The sequence below is a fragment of the Curtobacterium sp. MCLR17_059 genome, from assembly GCF_003234665.1.
GTDB classification, from domain to species: Bacteria; Actinomycetota; Actinomycetes; order Actinomycetales; family Microbacteriaceae; genus Curtobacterium; species Curtobacterium flaccumfaciens.
Map to the genome: position 1 here is coordinate 77,838 of NZ_QKSU01000008.1, position 20,393 is coordinate 98,230.

The following is a 20,393-nucleotide window of genomic DNA, read 5'->3' on the forward strand; positions in this document are numbered from 1 at the left end:
GGACGGTTCGGCCGGGCGGCGAAGCGGTGTTGCGGAACGTGACCGACGGTGTCGCCGTGTGACGTACCTCGCACCGTGCGAGGATCGCCGGATGGTCTCGTCGTTCCTGACCCACGCGGAAGTGGTGGTCGACCCCGCGGTCCCGATCGAGTCGTGGGGGCTGTCGCCCGAGGGTCGCGTCCGGGCCGCCGCCGCACACCGGCTCGCGTGGACGCCGGGCTCCCGGCGGATCGTCTCGAGCACCGAGCGCAAGGCCGTCGAGACCGCCGACCTGCTCGCCAGCGCCGTCGGACTGCCGGTCGAGCGCGACCCCCTGCTGGGCGAGATCGACCGGAGCGCGACCGGCTACCTGCCGCCGTCCGAGTTCGAGGCCGTCGTCGACTCGTTCTTCGCCTTACCCGAGCAGTCGGTCCGCGGCTGGGAGCGGGCGATCGACGCCCAGGAGCGCATCGTCGCAGCCGTCCGCCGGCACTGCGCCACCGGCGACGTCACGATCGTGTCGCACGGCGCGGTCGGCGCGCTGCTCCTGGCCCACCTGCGCGGCGTCCCGATCACGCGCGCCCTCGACCAGCCCGGCATGGGCAGCGTCTTCCACTTCGACGCGCCCGCCTGGCGGGCGACCAGCGGCTGGAGACGCGTCCCAGCGACCTGACGGGAGGCGCGGGGCGGGGCCGCCACGGGCCTCCGTCCGCCGCCTGCGCGGCCCGACCGCCCCGCTCGTCAGACCACGCGCGTCGCGCCCGTCACGGGGCCGGGGGCGGCGTCCTCGTCGTCGGCGTCGTGCAGGGTGCGCTCGGCCTGCCCGAGCAGGTGGTGCACGGCGAGGCCGATCGAGCGGGCACCGACGACCGCGACGAGCACGCTGAGCAGCGCCAGCAACGTGGCGGTGGGGATCCAGGCGGACGGCAGCGCGAGTGCCCGGAACCACTCCACTGCGGCGGTGGCGACCGCGGCTGCCGGGAACACGAACGACCAGAACCCGAGCGAGAACGCCAGGCGGACGTACCGCGGCAGCAGGGCCAGCTGCACGAGGACCATCAGGACGCCGAGCCCCGCGATGGCCTGCACGGGCAGCGTCACAGCGCCGTCGGTGAGGGCGAACACCGACAGGGTGGCGACCGCCGGCGGCGCGACCAGGATCGCCATCGTCGGCACGAGCGGCCCCGGCAGCGCCGGCCGGAACGCCAGCCGGATGAGCAGCAGGCCGGTCATGACGCCCCAGAAGAACACGCCGACACCGAGGGCCGGCCAGGACAGCCAGCCGACGCCGACCTCGTGCGTGGCGACCGAGGCGACCAGGGCCGCGGCGACGGTCGGCAGCAGGTAGCCGCCGTGCACGGACTCCAGGGCGAGCCGGCCCTCGAACCAGGTGCTCAGCAGCCAGGCGGCGAACCCGGCCGCGGTGGCCACGGCGGCGAGCACCACGACCTGCCCGGCGACGGGGGCGAACCGCGCCAGGTCGACGCCGAGCAGCATCGCGGTCGCGGGGACGAGCGCGGCGATCGGGCCCTGCGCCGGGTGGCGGAGCTGGTCGACCAGCCGTTCGCTGACGCGTGCGCCCCGGACGATGTGCGCACCGAGCAGCCACACCCACGCGACGGCGGCGATCGCCCAGAACACCTGCGGCACGACGGTGGGCAGGTGCAGCACGGGGGCGGCGTACGACCACGTCTCGGCGAAGCCGGCGAGGCCGAACGGGACGGCGAGGGTGTTGAGCGGGATGCGGGAGGTGGGTCGTGGCATGGCTCCCCCATTCTCGTGGACGGGTCGGCTGCGCCGGTGCGCGCCCGGGGCCGTGCGTGCGCGGCGGGGCGTGCGTGCCCGCGGGCCGTGTGTGCTCGGCGGTCAGGCTGCGGGCAGTTGCTCGCCCGCCTCGACCGCGACGTCGAGCCGGTTCTCGGCGGGCGGCAGCGGGCAGGTCGCGTGCGGGGTGTACGCGCACGGCAGGTTCGTCGCCCGGTTGAAGTCGATGCGGGTGGCACCGTCGGCATCCGGTGCGGCGATGTCGAGACTCCGGTTCGCCGCGTACGTCGTCACCCCGCTCGTGCGGTCGGTGAACAGCACGTGCAGACCGCCGGCGTGCCCGTTGAACGCCAGGAGCGACCGCGGCCCGTCGAGGTCGAACGTCAGGACGCCGGGGGCCTCGTAGACGTGCAGCAGGCCGTCGACGACGCTGCCGACGGTGACCTCGCGCGGGGTGTCGAACGGCTCGAAGTGCGCGTCCACGACGAAGCGCTCAGCGGCCGAGTACGCCGGGGTGCCCTGGTAGCCGACGCGGGTCGGGTTCGACGGGTGCCGCGGGCGGAGCAGGTCACTGCCGCCGCGCCGGGCGACCTCGATCACCACGGTCTCGTCGCCGTCGTGCCACACCACGTTGGTGCTCGAGCGCTCCGGCAGCGGGCCGAACCGGTGCGTCCCGGTGACCGGCTGTCCGTCGACCTCGATCGTCTCGTCGTCGGCCAGTGCGACCACCGGGCCGTCCTCGTCCGTCGACCAGCTGCCCGGGGCGTCCTCGAACCGTTCCGGCGTCGCGGCGAGCCAACGGATGCTCGTGATCGCGAGGAACCCGTGCTCGCTCGCGCGGGCCTGCTCGTGGTCGTCGTGCCAGGCGGTCCACGATTCGGCGAAGGTCGGTGCGGCCGGGTGCGTCGGGGTCGTCGTGGTGGTGTCGCTCGTCGGGGTCGTCGTGCTCATGGGTCGACCGTACGACGCGTGGCCCGGTGGCGCGACGATCGTGTCGCCGTGCGTCGGCGGGCGGCGGGGCGGGCGCGCACGGGCGGGTCGATGCGGAACGACACCGTCGACGTCGTCCGACATCGAGCCTGTCGTTCACACGCGCCTGCAACTGTCCGCGCACGCTACAGGTGACCGAGTCGGTGTCGTACGACATCGACCCTGTCGTTCGGCGTCCACACGAAGCCACAGTCGCGCAACGTAACGGGCCCGATCCCTCGTGGCAGAGTGGCACTGCAGCGCACCGCGAAGCCTCGCGCGCGGCCCCCGACTCCCGACAGTCCGCACCCATCGAGAGGAAGGCAGCGCATGCCCTTCGAGAACACCGACCGCATCCAGGCCACCACCGCCGGATCGCTCCCCCGCACCCCGGAGCTCATCGCCGCGAACGCCGCACGGCCCGTGGCCGCCGACGGCTTCACGCTCGAGACCACCGACGAGGTCCGCGCCCTGACGAGCGCGGCCGTCGACGACGTCGTCGCACGGCAGACCGCGCTCGGCATCACGCAGCCCGGTGACGGCGAGTTCGGCAAGGCGATGTCGAACAGCGTCGACTACGGCGCGTGGTGGGGCTACTCGTTCCAGCGCGTCAGCGGCCTGAGCCTGACCGACGAGAACATCTTCTCGCAGCAGCCGGTCCGGTCCACCCCGGGGAACATCCGGCTCACGAGCTTTCCGGACCGCCGCGACTGGACGATCTTTCACGACGCCTACACCGACCCCGAGTCGGGCATCGGCACCGGCAAGAACGCCACCGCGTTCCCGACCACGACCGGTCCGATCACCTACACCGGCCACGAGGCCGCGGCCACCGACGCGGCGAACCTCAAGCACGCGGTGGAGGCCGCCGGCGCGGACAACGGCTTCATCACGGCGCTCTCCCCCGGGTCCGCCGCCCGCATCGCGAACGAGTACTACGCGACCGAGGAAGAACACATCTGGGCGTGGGCGGACGCCCTGCGCGAGGAGTACACGACGATCCTCGACGCCGGCCTCGTGCTGCAGATCGACGACCCCTCGATCGCCGAGAACTGGGACCAGATCAACCCCGAGCCGAGCATCGAGGACTACCGCGCCTTCACCCGCATCCGTGTCGAGGCGCTCAACCACGCGCTGCGCGGCCTCGACACCAGCCGCGTGCGCTTCCACCTGTGCTGGGGCTCCTGGCACGGCCCGCACACGACCGACATCGAGCTCCGCCACATCGTCGACCTGATGCTCGACATCGACGCCGGTGCGTACTCGTTCGAGGCCGCGAACGCCCGCCACGAGCACGAGTGGACCGTCTGGCAGGACGTCGCCCTGCCCGAAGGCAAGGTCATCGTCCCCGGTGTCGTCGGCCACGCGACGAACGTCGTCGAGCACCCCGACCTCGTCGCGCAGCGCATCGAGCGGTTCGCCTCGGTCGTCGGGCGCGAGCGCGTCATCGCCGGCACCGACTGCGGCCTCGGCGGCCGCGTGCACCCGCAGATCGCCGCGGCGAAGCTCGAGTCGCTCGGTGAGGGTGCCCGGCGCGCGAGCGCGAAGCTCTTCTAGCCGCCCGTTCCTTCCCAGAACGGCTGCGGTACCTGGTGAGATCGGGCGTACCTGCCAAGAAGAACACGGCAGGTACGGCCGGTTCCGCCAGGTACGCCCGATTCCGCCAGGTACGCCCGATTCCGCCAGGTACGCCCGGTTCGGGCAGGTACGCCCGATTCCGCCAGGTACGCCCGGTTCGGGCAGGTACGCCCGATTCCGCGAGGTACGCCCGGCTGTGCACGCGCGCACGGACGAACGGGAGGCCCGGTGCCAGCTGGCACCGGGCCTCCAGGCCGTCAGCGGATGCGTCTACCGACGCGAGCGGCCGAGCACGACCGCCGCGCCCGCAGCGGCGACGCCGAGCCAGACGAGGGGCCGCGTGACGCGCCGACGCTTCGCGACCCAGCCGCCGTTCGTCGCGTTCGCGGCGTCGGCGGGGGCGTAGAGGTTCCCGTCGCTCGGGGCGCCCTTGCCACGGAGCGCGAACGTCTCCACCATCGGCTTCGTGATCTTGTGGAACAGGCCCGGGAACACGTACTGCAGCGGCACGAGCGATGCCTGGATGCGTCCGACGAAGCGGTAGCGCTTGGGGTGCGTGGCGGCCTGCACGACGGCGCGTCCGGCCCGCTCGACCGAGACGGTGGGCGGGAGCGGGTGCGAGGTCTTGCCGGTGTAGTTGGCGCCGTTCTGGTAGATCGGGGTGTCGATCGTGGACGGCAGCAGCGCGGTGAACTTGATGCCGGTGCCCGCGAACTCGTCACCGAGCACGTCGACCAGGCCGAGCGCAGCGTGCTTGCTCGTCACGTACGCCGACTGGTACGGCGCCGAGAGCAGCGACTGGATCGAGCCGACGAGCACGTAGGTGCCCTTCCCGCGCTGCTTCCAGTGCGGCAGCAGGTGCGTGATGGCGTTGAGGTGCCCGTACAGGTTCGTGTCGACGACGCGCTTGAACGCCTCGGTGGGGGTCTGCTCGAACAGGCCGTAGACGAACAGGGCCGCGTTGCCGACGAAGACGTCGATGCGACCGAAGCGGGTCGTCACGGTGCCGATGAGGTCCTTGACCTGGTGCTCGTCGGCGACGTCGGTCGGGATCGCGATCGCCTCGGCGCCGAGCTTCCGGCACTCGGCTGCTGCGGCCTCGAGCGAGTCGTGCCCGCGTGCGGCGAGCACGAGCGTGGCGCCCTGCCGGGCGAACTCGTGTGCGGCGGCCCTCCCGATGCCGCTCGATGCTCCGGTGATGACGACGATCTTCCCGCGGTACCGATGTCCCATGTGTCCTTGGTACCCGGCCGTGGTCCGTTCCCGCACAGCCGGGTCGTACCCCTGCACGCGGTGCGAAGATGGAGCATGCGCAAGGACGACCTGACCGTCGACGAAGCCGCGGTCATCGCCGAACACGCCCGCGCCGGTGTCCTCGACGTCGACGACCCCGAGGTGCGGAAGGTCGTCGAGCAGGCGAACCGGGTGCTGGTCCGTGCACAGATGTGGGGCGAGGAGCGGAGCCCGAAGCTGCGGCGTCGCCGACGGCTCATCGCGGTCGGCGCCCTCGTGATGGTGCTCGTCTGGGTCGCGGGCCTGCTCGTGCCGCTGGCGATGCGGTTCGGCTGACCGGTGCGCCCCGCGGACGAAGCGGGATCCGGGCCTGTTCAGGTGCGGTCTGATGGTGCATGATCCGACGACCACACCACCATCGCGCTGCAGGGAGCACGACATGGACCAGCACATCGATCGACGGCGCTTCATGACGCTCGGACTCGCCGGAGCCGCGACGACCGCCCTCGGCGCGACGGCGATCCCGGACGGCTCGGCACAGGCCGTGACCGGAGCTGCGGCGCCGACCGCTGCGCCCGTGCTGCTCGCCGCCGACGAGTTCGACGGCCCGACCGGCAGCGCGCCGAACCCCGGGATCTGGCGGTACGACCTGGGTTCCGGCGGCTGGGGCAACGCGGAGCTGCAGACCTACACGGACTCGCGGCGGAACGCGGCGCTCGACGGTGCCGGCAACCTCGTGATCACCGCACGCCGCGAGGCCGACGGGTCGTACTCATCGGCCCGGCTGAAGTCCGAGAGCACCTACACCGCGCAGTACGGCCGCATCGAGGCGCGGATCCGCATCCCCCGCGGCCAGGGCATCTGGCCGGCGTTCTGGATGCTCGGCGCGGACATCGGGCAGGTCGGCTGGCCGGCGTGCGGGGAGATCGACGTCATGGAGAACGTCGGGTACGAGCCGGGGATCGTGCACGGAACGGTGCACGGGCCCGGGTACTCCGGCGCGCAGGGCATCTCGGCGGCGTACACGAACCCGTCCGGAGCAGCGTTCGCCGACGACTTCCACGTGTACGGGGTCGACTGGCGCCCCGGCTCGATCACCTGGACGGTCGACGGCGTCGCGTACCGGACGGTCACCCGGGCCGACGTCGGCTCGGCGACGTGGGTGTTCGACAAGCCGTTCTTCGTGATCCTCAACGTCGCGGTCGGCGGGAACTGGCCGGGTTCGCCGGACGCCTCGACACGGTTCCCGCAGCAGATGACCATCGACTGGCTGCGGGTCCACCAGAGCGCCTAGCCGGGATCGCCGAAGCGGACGAGCGTCAGGGGCGGCGGTTCGCCCGGGCGACGAGCCACAGGTAGGTGCTGTGCCCGACCAGGGCGAGTCCGAAGAACACCGCGGCGACCGCGTAGACCCGGTCGAGCTTGCCCTGCCCGATCACGAGCATCACGACGCAGAACGCGACGGCGATCGCGAGGACACCGACCTGCACGGTCGACCAGATCCGTCGGAAGCGCGGCATGCCCGTCTCGTTCACACCACCCATTCTGCCCGACGCCGCCAGTGCTTCTCCGGGTCGTGGCCCCAGTTCATGAGCGAGTACCGCCAGGGGGTGTCGTGCACGTCGCCGTCAGGACGCTGCTCCGAGTGCCGGGCGACGTAGCCGACGACCTTCCGCATGTGCGCCAGGTCGTCGTCGGTGCGGTCGGCCTTGTGCTTCTCGAGGATGCGGACGATGTGCCGACCGCTCTCGTGCCCGGTCGACTCGCCGCCGCCCGAGGGCTTCTGCCCGACGGACTTCGACTCGTCGGTGTCGAGCCACTTCCGCAGCTCGGTGGCGGTCATGTTCACCGCGTCGTCGAAGTCGGCCCGGGTCTGCTCGTCGTCGTGCTCGCTCATGCCGTCGAGCAAACCCGGCGGTGCTGGACGACTGCGCAGGGCGGATGCGCCTCCGACCGCGCCCAGCCCCTCGCGCGTTTCCTGACCGAGCGAACCCCGCACCCGAACAGGAAGAGGCATCACATGCGCGCAGTCGTGTGGCACGGCATCGGCGACATCCGGCTCGACGAGGTCCCGCAGCCGACGATCCAGGACCCGGAGGACGCGATCGTCCGGATCACCCGCAGTGCGATCTGCGGCACCGACCTGCACTTCGTCCGCGGCACGATGGCACCGATGGTCGAGGGCACGATCCTCGGTCACGAGGCCGTCGGCGTCGTCACCGAGGTCGGGGACGCGGTGCGCGGCTTCAGCCCCGGCGACCGCGTCGTCATCAACTCCACCGTGTCCTGCGGTGCCTGCCGGTACTGCCGGATGGGCAAGACCGCCCAGTGCGACCGCTCGAACAGCAACGGACCGCAGGCGGGCACCGCGTTCTTCGGCGGCCCCGCCTCGACCGGACCGGTCGACGGCATGCAGGCCGAGTACGTCCGCGTCCCGTGGGCCCGCAACACCATGCACCCGCTCCCGGACACCGTCTCCGACGAGCAGGCGATCCTGCTGTCCGACATCTTCCCCACGGGGTGGTTCGGCGCGGAGCTCGCGGGCGTCACGCGCGGTGACGTCGTGGTGGTGTTCGGTGCCGGGATCGTCGGACAGTTCGCGGCGGCCTCGGCGTACAAGCAGGGCGCGGCCCGCGTCATCGTCGTCGACGGCGAGGAGACCCGGCTCGCCGCCGCGCTCGCCCAGCACTGCGAGGTCGTCGACTACAACGCCGAGGACCCCGTCGAGACGATCATGTCGCTGACCGACGGCATCGGCGCGGACTGCGTGATCGACGCGGTCGGCGTGGACGCCGAACGCCCGAAGCGCGGCCCGGCGGCGGTCGACCAGGACCAGGCGGCGGCGTTCGACGCCGAGGTCGCGGCGGTCGCACCCGATGCCGCGCCCGACGGCTTCGGTGCGCAGCAGCAGTGGAAGCCCGGGGACGGCCCCTCGCAGGTGGCTCGCTGGGCGGTGGCGAGCGTGGCGAAGTACGGCCGCATCGGGATCATCGGCGTGTACGGACCGACGGCCGAGCACTACCCGATCGGCGAGGCGATGCTCAAGAACCTCACCGTGCGGATGGGGAACTGCGATCACCACTCCGTCACCCCGCCGCTGATCGACATGGTGGCCGCCGGACAGTTCGACCCGACGGCCCTGATCACCGAGCACGAGCCGATCACCGACGCGATCGCTGCCTACCAGGCGTTCGACCGACGCGAACCCGGCTGGATCAAGGTCGAGCTCGGCACCTCCTGAACCGAACGCGACGCGCCGGAACGCGACGCACCGGACCGCGCTGCACCGGACCGCGCTGCACCGGACCAGGACGACACCGGGTGGGAATGGAACGGCCCCGCCCGGTGTCGAACTCTCCACCGACCACGAAGGAGCCCACCATGAGCCTCGACCTCCACAAGAGCACCGGCGCCGGAACCGTCACCGACGAGCGCGCCTGCCTGCCGAAGCCCGTCCTGCCCACCCTGCACGACGAGCGCACCCCGTCCTTCGGTCGCTGGCTCGGACAGATCAACCACACCGACTGACCGACCGTCGGGAGCGACGGCACGCACGGCCCGCCGACTCCTCGGCCCCTCGCCGCGCACTGCTACCGTGCACCCATGTCCTGGGGCCGGCGGTACTACGCGCTGCAAGCCGTCGGTGGAGCGGCCTGGTGGATCGCCGTCGCGACGCTGCCCTGGATCCGCACGGCGACGCTCGGCTCGCTCGACCCGGTGCTCGTCGCCGTGTTCGACGTCCCGCTGTTCGTCGTCGCCTCGGCGCTCGCCGCCGCCGGTGTCCGGGCCGCCGCGGTGGTCACGACGGTGTGGACCGCCCTGGTGCTCGTCGCCCTGAGCGTCTGGGCGACCGTGACCGGCGAGGCCGGCTGGGGCGTGCTCGTCATGCTCGTCGCCACGATCGGCTCGGCCCTCGCCCTTGCCCTCGTCCTGCTCGGACGGGTCCCGACGGAGTGGGTGACGAGCGGTCCGCTGCGGATCCGCACCGCTGACGCCAGCGCCCCGCGCTCCCGGCACGTCACCGCGACCGTGCTGCAGATCGTCGTCTTCTGGGGCCTGTTCCTCGGGGTGTTCCCCCTGCTCATCGCGTTCGCCGAGCACCGCTGGGGCCTCCAACCGCAGCTGCCGGCACCCTTCGTCACCGCCCTCACCGTCGTCGGTGTGGTCGTGCTCCTGCTGGCCAGCGCGCTCGGCATCGCGTCGGCGGCGGCGATGTCGACGAAGGGCGAGGGAACACCGCTGCCCTCGGCCACCGCGAACCGTCTGGTGGTCGCCGGGCCGTACCGGTCGGTGCGGAACCCGATGGCACTGGCCGGCATCACCCAGGGCGTCGCCGTCGGGCTGCTGCTGTCGTCGTGGCTGGTCGTCGTCTACGCGGTCGCCGGTTCCGTGGTCTGGAACTGCATCGTCCGCCCGCTCGAGGAATCGGACCTGGCGGAACGGTTCGGCGACGACTTCCACCGCTACGCCGAGCAGGTCCGGTGCTGGGTGCCGCGGTGGCCGGTGCCGGCACGCGTGGGTTCGGTGCCGCTCAGCTCGTCGCGCCGCTGATGTTGACCAGCCACGACACCCCGTGGCGATCGGTCAGCATGCCGAAGGTGTCGCCCCAGGGGGCGGTGGTGAGTGGTTCGACGATCGTCGCGCCCTGGGCGAGGCCGTTCCACCACCGCGTCAGCAGTTCGTGGTCGTCGCCGCTGAGCGAGAGCGAGATGCTGCTCTCCGCCGGTGTCGGCATGCCGGACGGCGCGTCCGAGGCCATCAGGAGCAGGCCCTGGTCGCCGTCGAGCTGCCCGTGCATCACCTTGTCGGCGTCGGCGGGGTCCTGGCTCATGCCGGCTTCACCGAACGTGCCGATGGTGAGCGTCCCGCCGAAGACCGAGTAGTAGAACTCGAGCGCTTCGCGGGCGCCGCTCCGGAACCCGAGGTAGGGGTTGAGGCGAACGGTCATGACGGTCTCCCTCGTCCTGCGCGGGCGTCGTCGTCCGCGTCGTGATCATGCTGGCAGAGTGCGCGACCCCGCGGAAGGAGACGCCGTCGTCTTCGTCCGGCGCCGCCAGGTCGTCGAGACGCCTCCACATTCGGCGGCGTCTCGACGACGGCACGGCGTCGCAGCAACACACCGGCGTGTTCGAAGCAGCACCAACGCCGGACGGGAGGCGCGTGGCGACGCCGCCACGGGCCTCCAGGCCGTCACGCGGCGGAGTCCACCACCGGCGGTCGCGCGGACGGGGCGAGCTCACGGATCCGCTTCGCGGGGACGCCGGCGTAGACGCCGTGCGCCGCCAGGCGGCCGACGACCACGGCGCCGGCGGCGACCACGACGTCGTGCTCGATGTGGGCGCCCGGCAGGATCGTGGCGCGGCCGCCGATCCAGACGTGCTCCTCGACGACCACCGGACGGCCGGTCGCGACGTCGCTCCACCGGCCCTCGGCGTCGATCTCGTGGTGGCTCGTCATGATGAGCACCTGCATCCCGATCGCGGTGTTCGCACCGATCGTCACGGGGGCCACGGCCTCGACGGTCACGTTGCGGTTGCAGAAGACGCCCCCGCCGATGGTGAGGTGCTTCGGGTCCCCCGTCAGCGAGAACCCGGTCCCCACACCGGACTCGGCGCGTGCCCCGGCGGCACGGAGCAGCAGCCGCCGGACGATCCGGGGCAGCAGCGGGGATCCGAGCAATGCCGTGAAGACGAGGTGCTCACGGGCGTAGGAGGCGTCCTCCACGAGCCGACGGCCGAACGTCGACGGATCGGTCGTCGGCGGGACGGCCGTGGTCGGGACGGGTGGTGCTGCTGAGCCGGCCATGGGGTCTCCAGTCGTCGTGGCTGCGTGTCCGTGCAGCGCAAACGTAGGGCGACGATCGTCGGCGATCGGCCGGACGGTGAGCGGTTGCGGGATTCTTGCGGGGCCGCGCGGCTGCTCGCTACGCGCGGGCGCCGTCGCGCGCGGTGGACGCCGTCTGCCGGGGCAGCTCGCCGAACTCCTCGCGGTAGCTCCCTGCGAACCGGCCGAGGTGGGCGAACCCGGTGGCCCGGGCGATCTCGGCGATGCTCCGCCCGTCGCCCGACTCGAGCTGTTCGCGGGCGAGCAGCAGCCGGATGCGACGCAGGTACATGGTCGGGGTGATGCCGTGGTGTCGCTGGAACGCCGCCTGCACGCCGCGCACGCTCAGGCCGGCGGCCTCGGCGACGTCGTCGACGGTGATCTGCTCGGTGGCGTGCTCGAGCAGGAAGGTCTCGGCACGGGCGAAGCGGGCGGTGGCGGCCATCGCCGGCTCGTGCTGCCCGACGGGCCAGTGCGGGATCGCGGTGAGCAGCCCACCGGCGGCGAAGCGCGCGAGCTCCCGCTCGCGTTCGACCGGGACGGCGTCCGGTCCGGCCAGGACCTCTTGTGCGATGGACCGCACCATGAGCCACCAGGCAGCGAGCGGCGCGCCCTCGGGGACGTGCCGCGGACGGAACTCGATGGGACCCGGGGCCCAGTCGCCGCGCTCGGCCGCGACCTGTTCGACGATCGAGCGGTCGATCCGCAGGACGTCCTTGTTGCAGGCGATCCAGCGGAAGCGCTGGGGCCCCTGACGGAAGAGCGTCGGCCGGCCGATCTTCACGGTGTTCTCGTCGAGCTGGGCGACCCCGGACTTCATCCAGAAGATCATCATCGCGTCGCCGGGCTCGATCGTGCCGCTCAGGACCCCGGTGCAGCGGGTCGACTCGAGCGACAGCAGCGCCGTTCCGCGCACGCGCTCCTCGAACACGAACTCGGCGTCCGTCGGTTCGACCGACAGTCCGTGGGTGATGTGCGTCCGGGCCATCGCCTCGGCCGCCACCGACGGCTCGGCGGTCTGGATCTCCCGCAGCAGGCGGTGCATGGTCTCGGGCACGTGATGATCCTGACGACAAGTCGGCGTCGGCGCAACGAGCGACGCGCCGTGTTCCTGTACGGCGGCCAGCAACGGCGCTGTTGGCTGTGCAGATGGAGGCCCGGACATGAAGCAGATCCAGTACGACCGTTCCACGATCTTGACGAGCGACGACGTGGCCGATGCCGTGATCGAGTACGCCGCGGCCCTGGCCGGTGGCAACCGGGCGGACACCGTCGCGATCCCCTCGGTGGCGACGGACGGCACCATGACGACCACCAAGGTCCTCATCGGTCCGTCGAGTCAGCTCGTGGTCGAGGACGCCGAGGAGGACGAACTCGAGCGCGAGGACACGGTGTTCGTGGCACGGCTGCGGGCCGCCGCGCTGACGTTCGAGCACGACGAGGTGATCCACGCGGACACCCGGACGGACCTGACCGAGGGGCCGGTGGCGTAGGGGCGCCGGCTCAGCGCCCGAAGTCCGGCGGCGACGCGTTGGTGTCGACGGCGAGCGCGGCCTCGGTGCGCCGGTCGAGTTCGAGCAGGAACGCCTCGCCCTCGGGTTCGAGGTCGTCGTCCGGAGCGGGCTCGAGGGCAACCGGGATCGCCGGGGCCAGGAGCACCTCGATCGTGCTCGCCACCCCGAAGTCGTCAGCCGTCGGGATCGACACGACGTCGCTCAGTCGGCTCTGGTGCAGTGCGGCGGCGTACCGGATCACCGCGTCGGCGATCGAGTCGCTCGTCAGGACGCGGACGGTGCCCGCGTAGTTCACGTACTTCAACGTTGCTCCCTGGTGAAGAGGAGCTTCCGTCGCGGTGACGGTTCCCTGATCCGGTGCCACGGTAGGCCGCCGTCGTGCCGGGTACACATCTTCGGGCACCGAACGGGGTACGCCGTGACCCTGGACAGGCGTTCAGTGGCGCCCGCCCAGCATCGGGGACGTCCAGGGAAACCGACCACAGGGAGAGACATGACCGAGCAGCAGCAGCCCCCGGGGAGCGACCAGGAGCTCACCCCGAAGGCCGACCACGGCGAGGAGTCGTACCGCGGCTCCGGCAAGCTCACCGGCAAGCGCGCCGTCATCACCGGCGGGGACAGCGGCATCGGGAAGGCCGTCGCGATCGCGTTCGCGCGCGAGGGTGCCGACGTCCTGATCAGCTACCTGCCGGACGAGGAGGACGACGCGCAGGACACGAAGCGCTGGATCGAGGAAGCCGGTCGGAAGGCCGTGCTGTTCCCGGGCGACGTGAGCGACCCCGCGTACTGCCGATCCGTCATCGACCAGGCGGTCTCGGAACTCGGCGGGCTCGACGTCCTCGTGAACAACGCCGCCTACCAGATGATCCACGAGACGATCGAGGAGATCAGCGACGAGGAGTGGGACCACACCCTCGCGACGAACCTCAGCGCCTACTTCCACCTCGTCAAGGCCGCGCTGCCGCACCTCGGCCCGGGGTCGTCGATCATCGGGTCGAGCTCGGTGAACTCCGACAACCCGAAGCCGAACCTGGCGCCCTACGACGTCACGAAGGCCGGCGTCGCGAACCTGTCGGCCGCGCTGGCGCAGCTGCTCGGGGAACGCGGGATCCGCGTGAACAGCGTCGCCCCCGGTCCGATCTGGACGCCGCTGATCCCGTCGACGATGCCGCCGGAGCAGGTCGAGCAGTTCGGCAAGCAGTCGCCGCTCGGCCGTCCCGGCCAGCCGGCCGAACTCGCGCCCGTCTACGTGCTGCTCGCCAGTGACGACGGCAGCTACGTCTCCGGCGCGCGGGTCGCCGTCACCGGCGGCACCCCGATCCTGTGACGGGACGCCGGTCCGGCAACGGGACCAGGTGACGGACGGGAGGCCCGGGGCACGACGTGCGCCGGGCCTCCCGTCCGTCGTCGGGGGACGCTCCTGGCTGAACCGCCGCCCACCGGGGCCGGCCTACGTTCAGGGCCATGTCCACGCGAGCGAAGACCGTCACGGCGCTGTTCGGCGCCGCCACCGTAGCCCTCCTGCTCACCGCCTGCGACCCCGGCGGAGCCCAGAACATCAACCCCGTCGGCAAGGTCCCCGGCTCCGAGGAGAAGTCCCAGTCGGCCCAGTGCGACGTGGCCGCCAGCGCCGCCGTCGACATGATCGACAAGGCGGTCGGGTCGCACGACACCACCGAGTTCGCGAACATCCAGAAGGGGGACGGCGGCTGGTACCTCGGTGCCGCGATCGTCCCCGCGGACAGCAACGACTCGAACGACGACGAGGTCACCATCTGGGCGACCACCGCCGACCCCACGGCCGACGACTTCGACGGCCCGCTGTACGCCGTGAACGACGTCGCCAAGCAGGCCGTCGCCGACGAGACGACCACCACCTCGGACGCGCCGACGCCGTTCGCCGACGACTCGAAGGCCGCTCAGCAGGTCGAGAGCTGCGTCGTCGAGGCGTCCGACCGCTAGTCGTCGGACACCGCGTAGTGGCCGATCAGTCCTCGGGCTGGTCGGCCACTTCCACGTCCTACGCGGCGCCCGAGATCGGGGACCGGCGGTTCCTCGACGATAGCGGGAAGGTGCGAGGACGTCTGCCACGAGTTCGGGTCAGGAGCAGACGTCCTCGCGCTACGACGCCGTCGGGTTCGACGCGGTGGTCATGACGAGGCCAGCCCGGGAACGGGGGGTCGGGCACCCGCCGGTAGGGTCCGGCGGGGTAGCTTCCGGAGACTGTACGTCGACCACGGCTCAGACGTGTCCATGTTCCGCAGGAACCGGACAGTGCCCGACCGTCCGCCGCGCGCCCGGCTGGGCGTCCGCCCGGGGACTCGTGAAGGCCCGCTCAGCAGCGTCGCAGTTCACTAGACGATCGTCTTCTGAACGCCTACGGTTCCCAGCACCCCGTTCCGCTCCCGAACCGTGAGAGTCCGCATGCGCAGCCCCCGCCAGACCACCGAGCTCGAGACCGGCCGCTGACGTGGCCGCGGCGAAGGCGACCGTCCTGCTCGTGAGCGACTTCCCCCTGTCGGCGATGCGGGGTGAACGCGCCGCGCTGGTCGAGCAGGCGAAGGCCTTCGCGGAGTCCGGTCACGTCGTCTGGGTGGCGACTCCGCGCTCGAGCGAGACCGCCGAGCTGCGGAAGCACGGCGTCCGCCTGTTCGAGGTCGAACCGTCGATCAGCGCCCCGGAGAGCGACCTGCCGGTGGTCCGCAACTCGGTCCGTGTCCGCCGGTGCCTCGGCACCCTGATGCTCGAGGAACGGATCGACCTCGTCGTCACCCACTCGGACTTCGGCCTCGCCGCGGCGGCGCTGACCACGGCGCGATCCCTCGAGCTGCCGACGATCCACACCGTGCACGGCTCGGCGCCGGTCCGGGGCCGGACCGCGGCGGCGATGGCGCCCCTCGCACGGCACGCGCACCGTGTGGTGACCGGGATCCGGCCCACGCGGCACCGCTTCACGGGGCACCCCATGGACGACGCGCGCCGCAACATGGCCGTGGCCGTCTCCGGGGCGGCCGACGTCGTCGTCACCCCGACGACGCGGCAGGCCCGTGTCCTCCGCGAGGCCGGCGTCGGCCCGGTCCACGTCGTGCCCAACGCCCTCGGCCGCCGACCGGTCGAACCGCCGCCGGCGCCGGAACTCGGCCCGCTCCGGCTCGTCTGGGCGTCGCGGTTCACCCCGGACAAGCGCCTCGACGTCCTCCTCAACGCGATCCGGCTGGTGGAGATCCGGCTCGGGGCACACGCCGTGCGGGTCGACGTCGCCGGCGGGACCGTCCCCCCGACCCGCACGCCGGTGTCGGTCCGCGTCCACGGCCGCCTGTCGTCGCAGGCCGTCCACGACCTGCTGCTGTGCGGGCACGCGGCGGTGGTCTGCTCGCTCGAGCACGACGGCCAGCCGATGACCGCGCTCGAGGCGTTCCGGGACCACCGTCCGGTCATCGTGTCCGACATCCGCCTGGCGAGCGAGTTCGGCTCCGCCGCCGTCCTGACCGACGACGAGACCGCGTTCGGGCTCGCCACGACGATCATCGAACTCGCCTCGGACCGGACGCTGCTGCGGCCGCACACCGCCGCCGCGATCGAGCACGCGCGGCTCGCGACGGCGGAACGGCACACCGATCAGGTCCTCCGGCTGGTCGCCGGCAGCTGCCGGCCCTGAGTGACGGCTCCCCCGCGAGCGCGCGCCGCCCTGGGCGCACCACGGGACGGACGGGAGGCACGGTGCGGGCCCGCCCCGGGCCTCCAGTCCGCAGGCGGTCGAGCAAGGAGAACGCCCCGATGAGGAGGGGGGATCTCATCGGGGCGTTCCGTTCATGGGGCCGCGTCAGGCGGCGAGGCGCGCAGCGAGCGCGGTGGCGCGGGACCGGAGGTCCGCGTAGGTGGCCTCGTACGCGTCCGGCGTGCCGACGCGCGAGGGGTTCGGCAGCGACCAGTGCAGGCTGTCGCCGTCGTCGATCGACTCGTGCGCGCGGTCGCAGACCGTGACGACCAGGTCGCCGTCGGCGACGAGGTCGCGGAAGGCTCGCGGGACGTGGCGGCGGAGGTCCAGGCCGTGGCGTTGCCCGACGGCGACCGCCCCGGGGGCGATGGCGGCCGCGGGACGCGTGCCGCCGGACAGCGAGCCGATCTCGCTGACCTGCGCCCAGACGCCCGCGGCCAGCGGGGAGCGCGCGGAGTTGCCGGTGCAGACGAACAGCACGCGGGACACCGGTCGGCGCACCGCCGCCGAACCGTGCGGGACGCCGCTCGGCTCGAGGTGCAGGTAGCTGCGGCGCCCGTCGCCGTCGGAGCGGCGTCGCGTGACCAGACCGGCCTGCTCGAGGACGCGCAGGTGGTGCGCCAGGAGCGGCCCGGAGATCCCGAGGGCGGCCCGCACCTCGCTCGGGCTGGCGTCGGACGCGGCGAGCAGGTCGACGATCGCCAGGCGGGCGACGTCGCCGAGGGCCGCGTGCTGCGTCGCACGCCGCTCGAGGTCCTGCCGCACGGTGTTCATCGGTTCAATGTTGACTGAACCATCTGCCGTCGTCAAGATGAGCCGGTGACGACGAGCCCCGAGCCCCTGCGGTCATCCGCGCCATCGGTGTTCCTGGTGTTCCTGCGGCTCGGGCTGACCTCGTTCGGCGGGCCGGTCGCACACCTCGGGTACTTCCGTGAAGCCTTCGTGGTGCGTCGCCGCTGGCTGCGGGACGACGCCTACGCCGACCTCGTCGCGCTGTGCCAGTTCCTGCCCGGACCGGCGTCGAGCCAGGTCGGGATGGCACTCGGGCTGCAGCGCGCCGGACTGCTCGGGCTCCTCGCGGCGTGGTGCGGGTTCACCCTGCCGTCCGCGGTGCTGCTCGTCGCGTTCGCCCTGCTGGTCTCCGGCACGCCCGACCTGGCCGGCGCCGGGTGGCTGCTCGGGCTGCAGGCAGCCGCCGCCGCGGTGGTGGCGCAGGCGGTGCTCGGCATGGCGCGCTCGCTCACACCGGACCGCCGTCGGGCGACCATCGCGGCCGCCGCCGCGATCGTGGTGCTGCTCGTCCCCGGCCCGGCAGCGCAGGTCGCGGTCATCGCGGTGTGCGGTGTGGTCGGCGCGGTGTGGCTCCGCGGCGTCGTCGCTCCGCCCGAGGACGTCGCCGACGCCGACGTCGCCGTGCGCCTCCCCCGCTGGGTCGCCGTGTCGGCGCTCGTCGCGTTCGCCGCCCTGCTCGTCGCGGCACCCGTCGCCGCGAGCGGCACCGGGGCCGTTCGCCTGTTCGGGGTCTTCGCGCAGGCGGGCTCGCTCGTCTTCGGCGGCGGCCACGTCGTCCTGCCGTTGCTCGAGTCACAGACCGTGGCCACGCACCTGGTGGGCCACGCGGACTTCCTGGCCGGGTACGGCGCCGCACAGGCCGTGCCCGGGCCGCTGTTCACCTTCGCCGCGTACCTCGGCGCCGTCGCCGACGGCAGTCCGAGCGGGCTCGTCGGCGCGGCGGTGGCACTCGTCGCGATCTTCCTGCCGGCGGCACTCCTGGTCATCGGTGCGCTGCCGTTCTGGCACGTGCTCCGCGCCCTGCCGTGGGCCCGGCGCGTGCTGGCCGGCGTGAACGCGGGGGTCGTCGGGCTCCTCGCCGCGGCACTCTGGGACCCGGTCATCACCGAGGGGGTCCGCTCAGCACCCGCACTGGCGCTCGCCGTGGCCGCCTTCACCGCCCTCACCCGCTGGTCCGCTCCCCCGTGGGCCGTCGTCATCGGAGCCGGCCTGCTCGGCGCCGTCGTCCTCTGATCGGAGCACCCCATATGCCCACCGTCCTGTTCGTCTGCGTCCACAACGCCGGCCGCTCCCAGATGGCCGCCGGCTTCCTGCAGCACCTGGCGGGTGGCCGCGTCGACGTCCGGAGCGCCGGCTCCGAACCGGCCGACCAGCTCAACCCCGTGGTCGTCGCGGCGATGCTCGAGGAGGGCATCGACATCCGGAACGAGCAGCCCGCCCTGCTCAGCACCGATGCCGTCCGCGCCGCCGACGTCGTCATCACGATGGGGTGCGGCGATGCCTGCCCGGTGTTCCCGGGCAAGCGCTACGAGGACTGGGAGCTCACCGACCCCGCGGGGCTCGACCTGGACGCCGTCCGGCCGATCCGCGACGACGTGCGCGCGCGGGTGCAGGACCTCATCGCCCGGACCGCTCCCTGACGCGGTCGAGCAGGCGGTCGACGAGCTGCTCGCGCCACGGGACCGACGACCAGACGTGGTCCGCACCCTCGACCGCGGTGAACGTCGCCCCGCTGAGCAGTTCGCCGTAGCGCCGGCCGTACTCGACCGGGACGATCTCGTCGGCGGTGCCGTGCAGCACGTCGACCGGCCCGTCGTACCCGCGTGCCTGGGCGTAGACGTCGAGTCCGTCCCGGACCTCGTCGACGAACCCGCGCCCGAGGGCGGTCCCACCGAAGTCGAACCAGCCGCGGTCACGGACGGGTGCGAGCGGCTGCCCCTGGATGGTGTCGTGCACGGCGATGTCGTCGACCACGACCCCGGCCGGCGACCACAGGGTCAGGCTCCGGACCAGGTCGGGGACCCTCGCCGCCGCCATCGCCGACTCGACGGCGCCCACACTGTGGGCGACGACGTCGATCGGTGCCCCCTGGTCGTCCGAGAACGCCCGGATCATCGTGACGACCTGCTCGACCTCGTCGCCGATCGAGATGTCCGCGAACCGTCCGTCGCTCGTGCCGTGCCCGAGACGGTCGTAGGAGCGGACCGTCAGACCGGTGTCGGTCAGGGCGGTCGCGGCCTGCACGAAGAGCTGGCGCGGACCGATCGACGAGTCACCGAACCCGTGCACGAACAGCACCGAGCCACCGGCAGCCGAGGGTGCCGACGGTGCCGACGCCGACGCCGACGCCGACGCCGGGCGGTACTCCCACCCCCGGAGCGCCCCGCCCCGGTGCTCGAGCCGGATGCTCGTCAGGGCACGCTCCAGCGGGCGTTCCGCGGTCATGCTCAGTTGCTCCGGTCGGCGAACCCGGCCGGCAGGTCGGCGGGCGCAGTGTCGACGACGGTCTCGTCGTCCTGGCCGACGAACTCGAACAGGGTGATGTGGGCGAACTCGGGGACGACGTAGATCGGGTAGGTGGGGCCGGCGTCGCGGTACTCGCGCATCCGGTCCAGGTGGTCGTTCTGGAACAGCACGGTCTTGCTGCCGTCCTCCTCGACCCAGTGCGGGAAGAAGATCGTGCCGTGCAGCACGCGCTCCCCCGGCACCACGGTCACGACGACGCTCGTGCCGGTCGGCTCGTTCCACGACACCTTGTAGACGCCGGCGGTGAGCACCACGAGGTCGACCTGCTGGTCCTTGACCCAGCGCCCGCCGACCATGCCGGAGTGGATGCGGTAGTCGATGGTGGTGGCGTTCTTGACGTACATCTCGTACTGCCAGCCATTGGCGTACGTGTAGATGAACCGGTGTCCGACGATGCCGGAGAGGTCCTGCGACGGGACGGGCTGTGCGACTGAGGTGGTGATCGTCATGCACCCATCCTGCGCCAAACATAGTTTTGTTCCAAACCTTTTTCGAGG

General features: G+C 72.3%; 25 protein-coding genes. 13 read left to right on the forward strand and 12 right to left on the reverse strand.

What is annotated here, in order from left to right:
* The first annotated feature begins 91 nt into the window (after positions 1–91).
* Positions 92–652, forward strand: a complete 561-nt coding sequence (locus DEJ12_RS12145; RefSeq protein ID WP_111030184.1) for a histidine phosphatase family protein — start codon at positions 92–94, stop codon at positions 650–652.
* Positions 653–720: 68 nt separating this feature from the next.
* On the opposite strand, the gene DEJ12_RS12150 is transcribed toward DEJ12_RS12145, so the two are convergent.
* Positions 721–1,743, reverse strand: a complete 1,023-nt coding sequence (locus tag DEJ12_RS12150) for a transporter (RefSeq protein ID WP_111030185.1) — start codon at positions 1,741–1,743, stop codon at positions 721–723.
* 102 nt (positions 1,744–1,845) lie between these two features.
* On the reverse strand, positions 1,846–2,694 hold the full coding sequence (locus tag DEJ12_RS12155; protein WP_111030261.1) for a DUF1684 domain-containing protein: 849 nt from the start codon (positions 2,692–2,694) through the stop codon (positions 1,846–1,848).
* Between the two features lie 348 nt (positions 2,695–3,042).
* Between DEJ12_RS12155 and DEJ12_RS12160 the strand changes: the two genes are divergently transcribed.
* Positions 3,043–4,269: a cobalamin-independent methionine synthase II family protein gene (locus tag DEJ12_RS12160; protein ID WP_110863887.1), complete on the forward strand. Its 1,227-nt coding sequence runs from the start codon at positions 3,043–3,045 to the stop codon at positions 4,267–4,269.
* Between the two features lie 291 nt (positions 4,270–4,560).
* Here the strand turns inward: DEJ12_RS12160 and DEJ12_RS12165 are convergent, their stop codons facing one another.
* On the reverse strand, positions 4,561–5,523 hold the full coding sequence (locus tag DEJ12_RS12165) for an SDR family oxidoreductase (RefSeq protein WP_181433107.1): 963 nt from the start codon (positions 5,521–5,523) through the stop codon (positions 4,561–4,563).
* 75 nt (positions 5,524–5,598) lie between these two features.
* Between DEJ12_RS12165 and DEJ12_RS18050 the strand changes: the two genes are divergently transcribed.
* Positions 5,599–5,859 (forward strand): hypothetical protein, encoded by a 261-nt coding sequence (locus tag DEJ12_RS18050; RefSeq protein ID WP_071405277.1) that lies wholly within the window; start codon positions 5,599–5,601, stop codon positions 5,857–5,859.
* Between the two features lie 103 nt (positions 5,860–5,962).
* A complete protein-coding gene (locus DEJ12_RS12170; protein WP_111030262.1) occupies positions 5,963–6,817 on the forward strand; it encodes a family 16 glycosylhydrolase in 855 nt (284 codons plus the stop codon).
* Between the two features lie 25 nt (positions 6,818–6,842).
* Here DEJ12_RS12170 and DEJ12_RS12175 read toward each other — a convergent pair whose 3' ends face one another.
* Together DEJ12_RS12175 and DEJ12_RS12180 are read right to left on the reverse strand one after the other, a co-directional pair.
* Positions 6,843–7,043, reverse strand: coding sequence for a hypothetical protein (locus tag DEJ12_RS12175; RefSeq protein WP_111110269.1), 201 nt, complete (start codon positions 7,041–7,043; stop codon positions 6,843–6,845).
* Positions 7,044–7,054: 11 nt separating this feature from the next.
* Complete coding sequence (locus DEJ12_RS12180) at positions 7,055–7,420, reverse strand: DUF3140 domain-containing protein (protein WP_111030187.1); 366 nt, start codon at positions 7,418–7,420, stop codon at positions 7,055–7,057.
* 123 nt (positions 7,421–7,543) lie between these two features.
* Between DEJ12_RS12180 and DEJ12_RS12185 the strand changes: the two genes are divergently transcribed.
* The 3 genes from DEJ12_RS12185 (at position 7,544) to DEJ12_RS12190 (ending at position 10,074) form a co-directional block, all read left to right on the forward strand.
* Positions 7,544–8,764 (forward strand): alcohol dehydrogenase catalytic domain-containing protein, encoded by a 1,221-nt coding sequence (locus DEJ12_RS12185; protein WP_071405280.1) that lies wholly within the window; start codon positions 7,544–7,546, stop codon positions 8,762–8,764.
* Positions 8,765–8,904: 140 nt separating this feature from the next.
* Positions 8,905–9,051, forward strand: coding sequence for a hypothetical protein (locus tag DEJ12_RS18055; protein WP_164941096.1), 147 nt, complete (start codon positions 8,905–8,907; stop codon positions 9,049–9,051).
* Positions 9,052–9,126: 75 nt separating this feature from the next.
* Entirely contained in the window at positions 9,127–10,074 is a 948-nt protein-coding gene (locus DEJ12_RS12190; RefSeq protein ID WP_111030188.1) for an isoprenylcysteine carboxylmethyltransferase family protein, read from the forward strand.
* Here the strand turns inward: DEJ12_RS12190 and DEJ12_RS12195 are convergent.
* The 3 genes from DEJ12_RS12195 to DEJ12_RS12205 all read right to left on the reverse strand — a co-directional run bounded on the left by DEJ12_RS12195 (position 10,055) and on the right by DEJ12_RS12205 (position 12,403).
* Entirely contained in the window at positions 10,055–10,471 is a 417-nt protein-coding gene (locus DEJ12_RS12195) for a VOC family protein (protein ID WP_111030189.1), read from the reverse strand. The genes DEJ12_RS12190 and DEJ12_RS12195 overlap by 20 nt on opposite strands.
* Positions 10,472–10,713: 242 nt before the next feature.
* Positions 10,714–11,328, reverse strand: a complete 615-nt coding sequence (locus DEJ12_RS12200; RefSeq protein WP_111030190.1) for a DapH/DapD/GlmU-related protein — start codon at positions 11,326–11,328, stop codon at positions 10,714–10,716.
* Between the two features lie 118 nt (positions 11,329–11,446).
* The gene (locus DEJ12_RS12205) at positions 11,447–12,403 is read right to left on the reverse strand and encodes an AraC family transcriptional regulator (RefSeq protein WP_181433108.1); all 957 of its coding nucleotides are present in this window, start codon (positions 12,401–12,403) and stop codon (positions 11,447–11,449) included.
* 106 nt (positions 12,404–12,509) lie between these two features.
* Here DEJ12_RS12205 and DEJ12_RS12210 point away from each other — a divergent pair, with 106 nt between their 5' ends.
* A complete protein-coding gene (locus DEJ12_RS12210) occupies positions 12,510–12,839 on the forward strand; it encodes a hypothetical protein (RefSeq protein WP_071405284.1) in 330 nt (109 codons plus the stop codon).
* Positions 12,840–12,849: 10 nt separating this feature from the next.
* On the opposite strand, the gene DEJ12_RS12215 is transcribed toward DEJ12_RS12210, so the two are convergent.
* Positions 12,850–13,164 carry a hypothetical protein gene (locus tag DEJ12_RS12215; protein ID WP_146245575.1) on the reverse strand — a complete coding sequence of 105 codons (315 nt, stop codon included), beginning with the start codon at positions 13,162–13,164 and terminating at the stop codon, positions 12,850–12,852.
* Positions 13,165–13,353: 189 nt separating this feature from the next.
* On the opposite strand from DEJ12_RS12215, the gene DEJ12_RS12220 reads away from it, so the two are divergent.
* From DEJ12_RS12220 to DEJ12_RS12230, 3 genes are all read left to right on the forward strand, one after another.
* Entirely contained in the window at positions 13,354–14,187 is an 834-nt protein-coding gene (locus tag DEJ12_RS12220; protein WP_111030193.1) for an SDR family oxidoreductase, read from the forward strand.
* Between the two features lie 137 nt (positions 14,188–14,324).
* The gene (locus DEJ12_RS12225) at positions 14,325–14,822 is read left to right on the forward strand and encodes a hypothetical protein (protein ID WP_027465412.1); all 498 of its coding nucleotides are present in this window, start codon (positions 14,325–14,327) and stop codon (positions 14,820–14,822) included.
* 538 nt (positions 14,823–15,360) lie between these two features.
* Entirely contained in the window at positions 15,361–16,518 is a 1,158-nt protein-coding gene (locus DEJ12_RS12230) for a glycosyltransferase family 4 protein (RefSeq protein ID WP_146245064.1), read from the forward strand.
* Between the two features lie 165 nt (positions 16,519–16,683).
* Here DEJ12_RS12230 and DEJ12_RS12235 read toward each other — a convergent pair whose 3' ends face one another.
* On the reverse strand, positions 16,684–17,352 hold the full coding sequence (locus DEJ12_RS12235; protein ID WP_111030195.1) for an ArsR family transcriptional regulator: 669 nt from the start codon (positions 17,350–17,352) through the stop codon (positions 16,684–16,686).
* A 45-nt stretch (positions 17,353–17,397) separates the two neighbouring features.
* On the opposite strand from DEJ12_RS12235, the gene chrA reads away from it, so the two are divergent.
* Both chrA and DEJ12_RS12245 read left to right on the forward strand, forming a co-directional pair.
* Positions 17,398–18,603 (forward strand): chromate efflux transporter, encoded by a 1,206-nt coding sequence (gene chrA / locus DEJ12_RS12240; RefSeq protein ID WP_111030196.1) that lies wholly within the window; start codon positions 17,398–17,400, stop codon positions 18,601–18,603.
* 14 nt (positions 18,604–18,617) lie between these two features.
* Positions 18,618–19,010 carry an arsenate reductase ArsC gene (locus DEJ12_RS12245; RefSeq protein WP_111030197.1) on the forward strand — a complete coding sequence of 131 codons (393 nt, stop codon included), beginning with the start codon at positions 18,618–18,620 and terminating at the stop codon, positions 19,008–19,010.
* Here the strand turns inward: DEJ12_RS12245 and DEJ12_RS12250 are convergent.
* Together DEJ12_RS12250 and DEJ12_RS12255 are read right to left on the reverse strand one after the other, a co-directional pair.
* Positions 18,988–19,815, reverse strand: coding sequence for an alpha/beta hydrolase (locus DEJ12_RS12250; RefSeq protein ID WP_111030198.1), 828 nt, complete (start codon positions 19,813–19,815; stop codon positions 18,988–18,990). The genes DEJ12_RS12245 and DEJ12_RS12250 overlap by 23 nt on opposite strands.
* Before the next feature lie 2 nt (positions 19,816–19,817).
* Positions 19,818–20,345, reverse strand: coding sequence for a phenolic acid decarboxylase (locus tag DEJ12_RS12255; protein ID WP_017885669.1), 528 nt, complete (start codon positions 20,343–20,345; stop codon positions 19,818–19,820).
* Between the last annotated feature and the right edge of the window lie 48 nt (positions 20,346–20,393).

Excerpts from the sequence above, each read along its gene's own strand:
- DEJ12_RS12160 (WP_110863887.1), top strand. The coding sequence starts at position 3,043 with ATGCCCTTCGAGAACACCGACCGCATCCAGGCCACCACCGCCGGATCG.
- DEJ12_RS12175 (WP_111110269.1), bottom strand. The coding sequence starts at position 7,043 with ATGCCGCGCTTCCGACGGATCTGGTCGACCGTGCAGGTCGGTGTCCTC.
- DEJ12_RS12250 (WP_111030198.1), bottom strand. The coding sequence starts at position 19,815 with ATGACCGCGGAACGCCCGCTGGAGCGTGCCCTGACGAGCATCCGGCTC.
- DEJ12_RS12155 (WP_111030261.1), bottom strand. The coding sequence starts at position 2,694 with ATGAGCACGACGACCCCGACGAGCGACACCACCACGACGACCCCGACG.
- DEJ12_RS12180 (WP_111030187.1), bottom strand. The coding sequence starts at position 7,420 with ATGAGCGAGCACGACGACGAGCAGACCCGGGCCGACTTCGACGACGCG.
- DEJ12_RS12255 (WP_017885669.1), bottom strand. The coding sequence starts at position 20,345 with ATGACGATCACCACCTCAGTCGCACAGCCCGTCCCGTCGCAGGACCTC.
- DEJ12_RS12245 (WP_111030197.1), top strand. The coding sequence starts at position 18,618 with ATGCCCACCGTCCTGTTCGTCTGCGTCCACAACGCCGGCCGCTCCCAG.
- DEJ12_RS12165 (WP_181433107.1), bottom strand. The coding sequence starts at position 5,523 with ATGGGACATCGGTACCGCGGGAAGATCGTCGTCATCACCGGAGCATCG.
- DEJ12_RS18050 (WP_071405277.1), top strand. The coding sequence starts at position 5,599 with ATGCGCAAGGACGACCTGACCGTCGACGAAGCCGCGGTCATCGCCGAA.
- DEJ12_RS12195 (WP_111030189.1), bottom strand. The coding sequence starts at position 10,471 with ATGACCGTTCGCCTCAACCCCTACCTCGGGTTCCGGAGCGGCGCCCGC.
- DEJ12_RS12235 (WP_111030195.1), bottom strand. The coding sequence starts at position 17,352 with ATGAACACCGTGCGGCAGGACCTCGAGCGGCGTGCGACGCAGCACGCG.
- DEJ12_RS12150 (WP_111030185.1), bottom strand. The coding sequence starts at position 1,743 with ATGCCACGACCCACCTCCCGCATCCCGCTCAACACCCTCGCCGTCCCG.
- DEJ12_RS12185 (WP_071405280.1), top strand. The coding sequence starts at position 7,544 with ATGCGCGCAGTCGTGTGGCACGGCATCGGCGACATCCGGCTCGACGAG.
- DEJ12_RS12190 (WP_111030188.1), top strand. The coding sequence starts at position 9,127 with ATGTCCTGGGGCCGGCGGTACTACGCGCTGCAAGCCGTCGGTGGAGCG.
- DEJ12_RS18055 (WP_164941096.1), top strand. The coding sequence starts at position 8,905 with ATGAGCCTCGACCTCCACAAGAGCACCGGCGCCGGAACCGTCACCGAC.
- DEJ12_RS12200 (WP_111030190.1), bottom strand. The coding sequence starts at position 11,328 with ATGGCCGGCTCAGCAGCACCACCCGTCCCGACCACGGCCGTCCCGCCG.
- DEJ12_RS12220 (WP_111030193.1), top strand. The coding sequence starts at position 13,354 with ATGACCGAGCAGCAGCAGCCCCCGGGGAGCGACCAGGAGCTCACCCCG.
- DEJ12_RS12145 (WP_111030184.1), top strand. The coding sequence starts at position 92 with ATGGTCTCGTCGTTCCTGACCCACGCGGAAGTGGTGGTCGACCCCGCG.
- DEJ12_RS12225 (WP_027465412.1), top strand. The coding sequence starts at position 14,325 with ATGTCCACGCGAGCGAAGACCGTCACGGCGCTGTTCGGCGCCGCCACC.
- DEJ12_RS12170 (WP_111030262.1), top strand. The coding sequence starts at position 5,963 with ATGGACCAGCACATCGATCGACGGCGCTTCATGACGCTCGGACTCGCC.
- DEJ12_RS12210 (WP_071405284.1), top strand. The coding sequence starts at position 12,510 with ATGAAGCAGATCCAGTACGACCGTTCCACGATCTTGACGAGCGACGAC.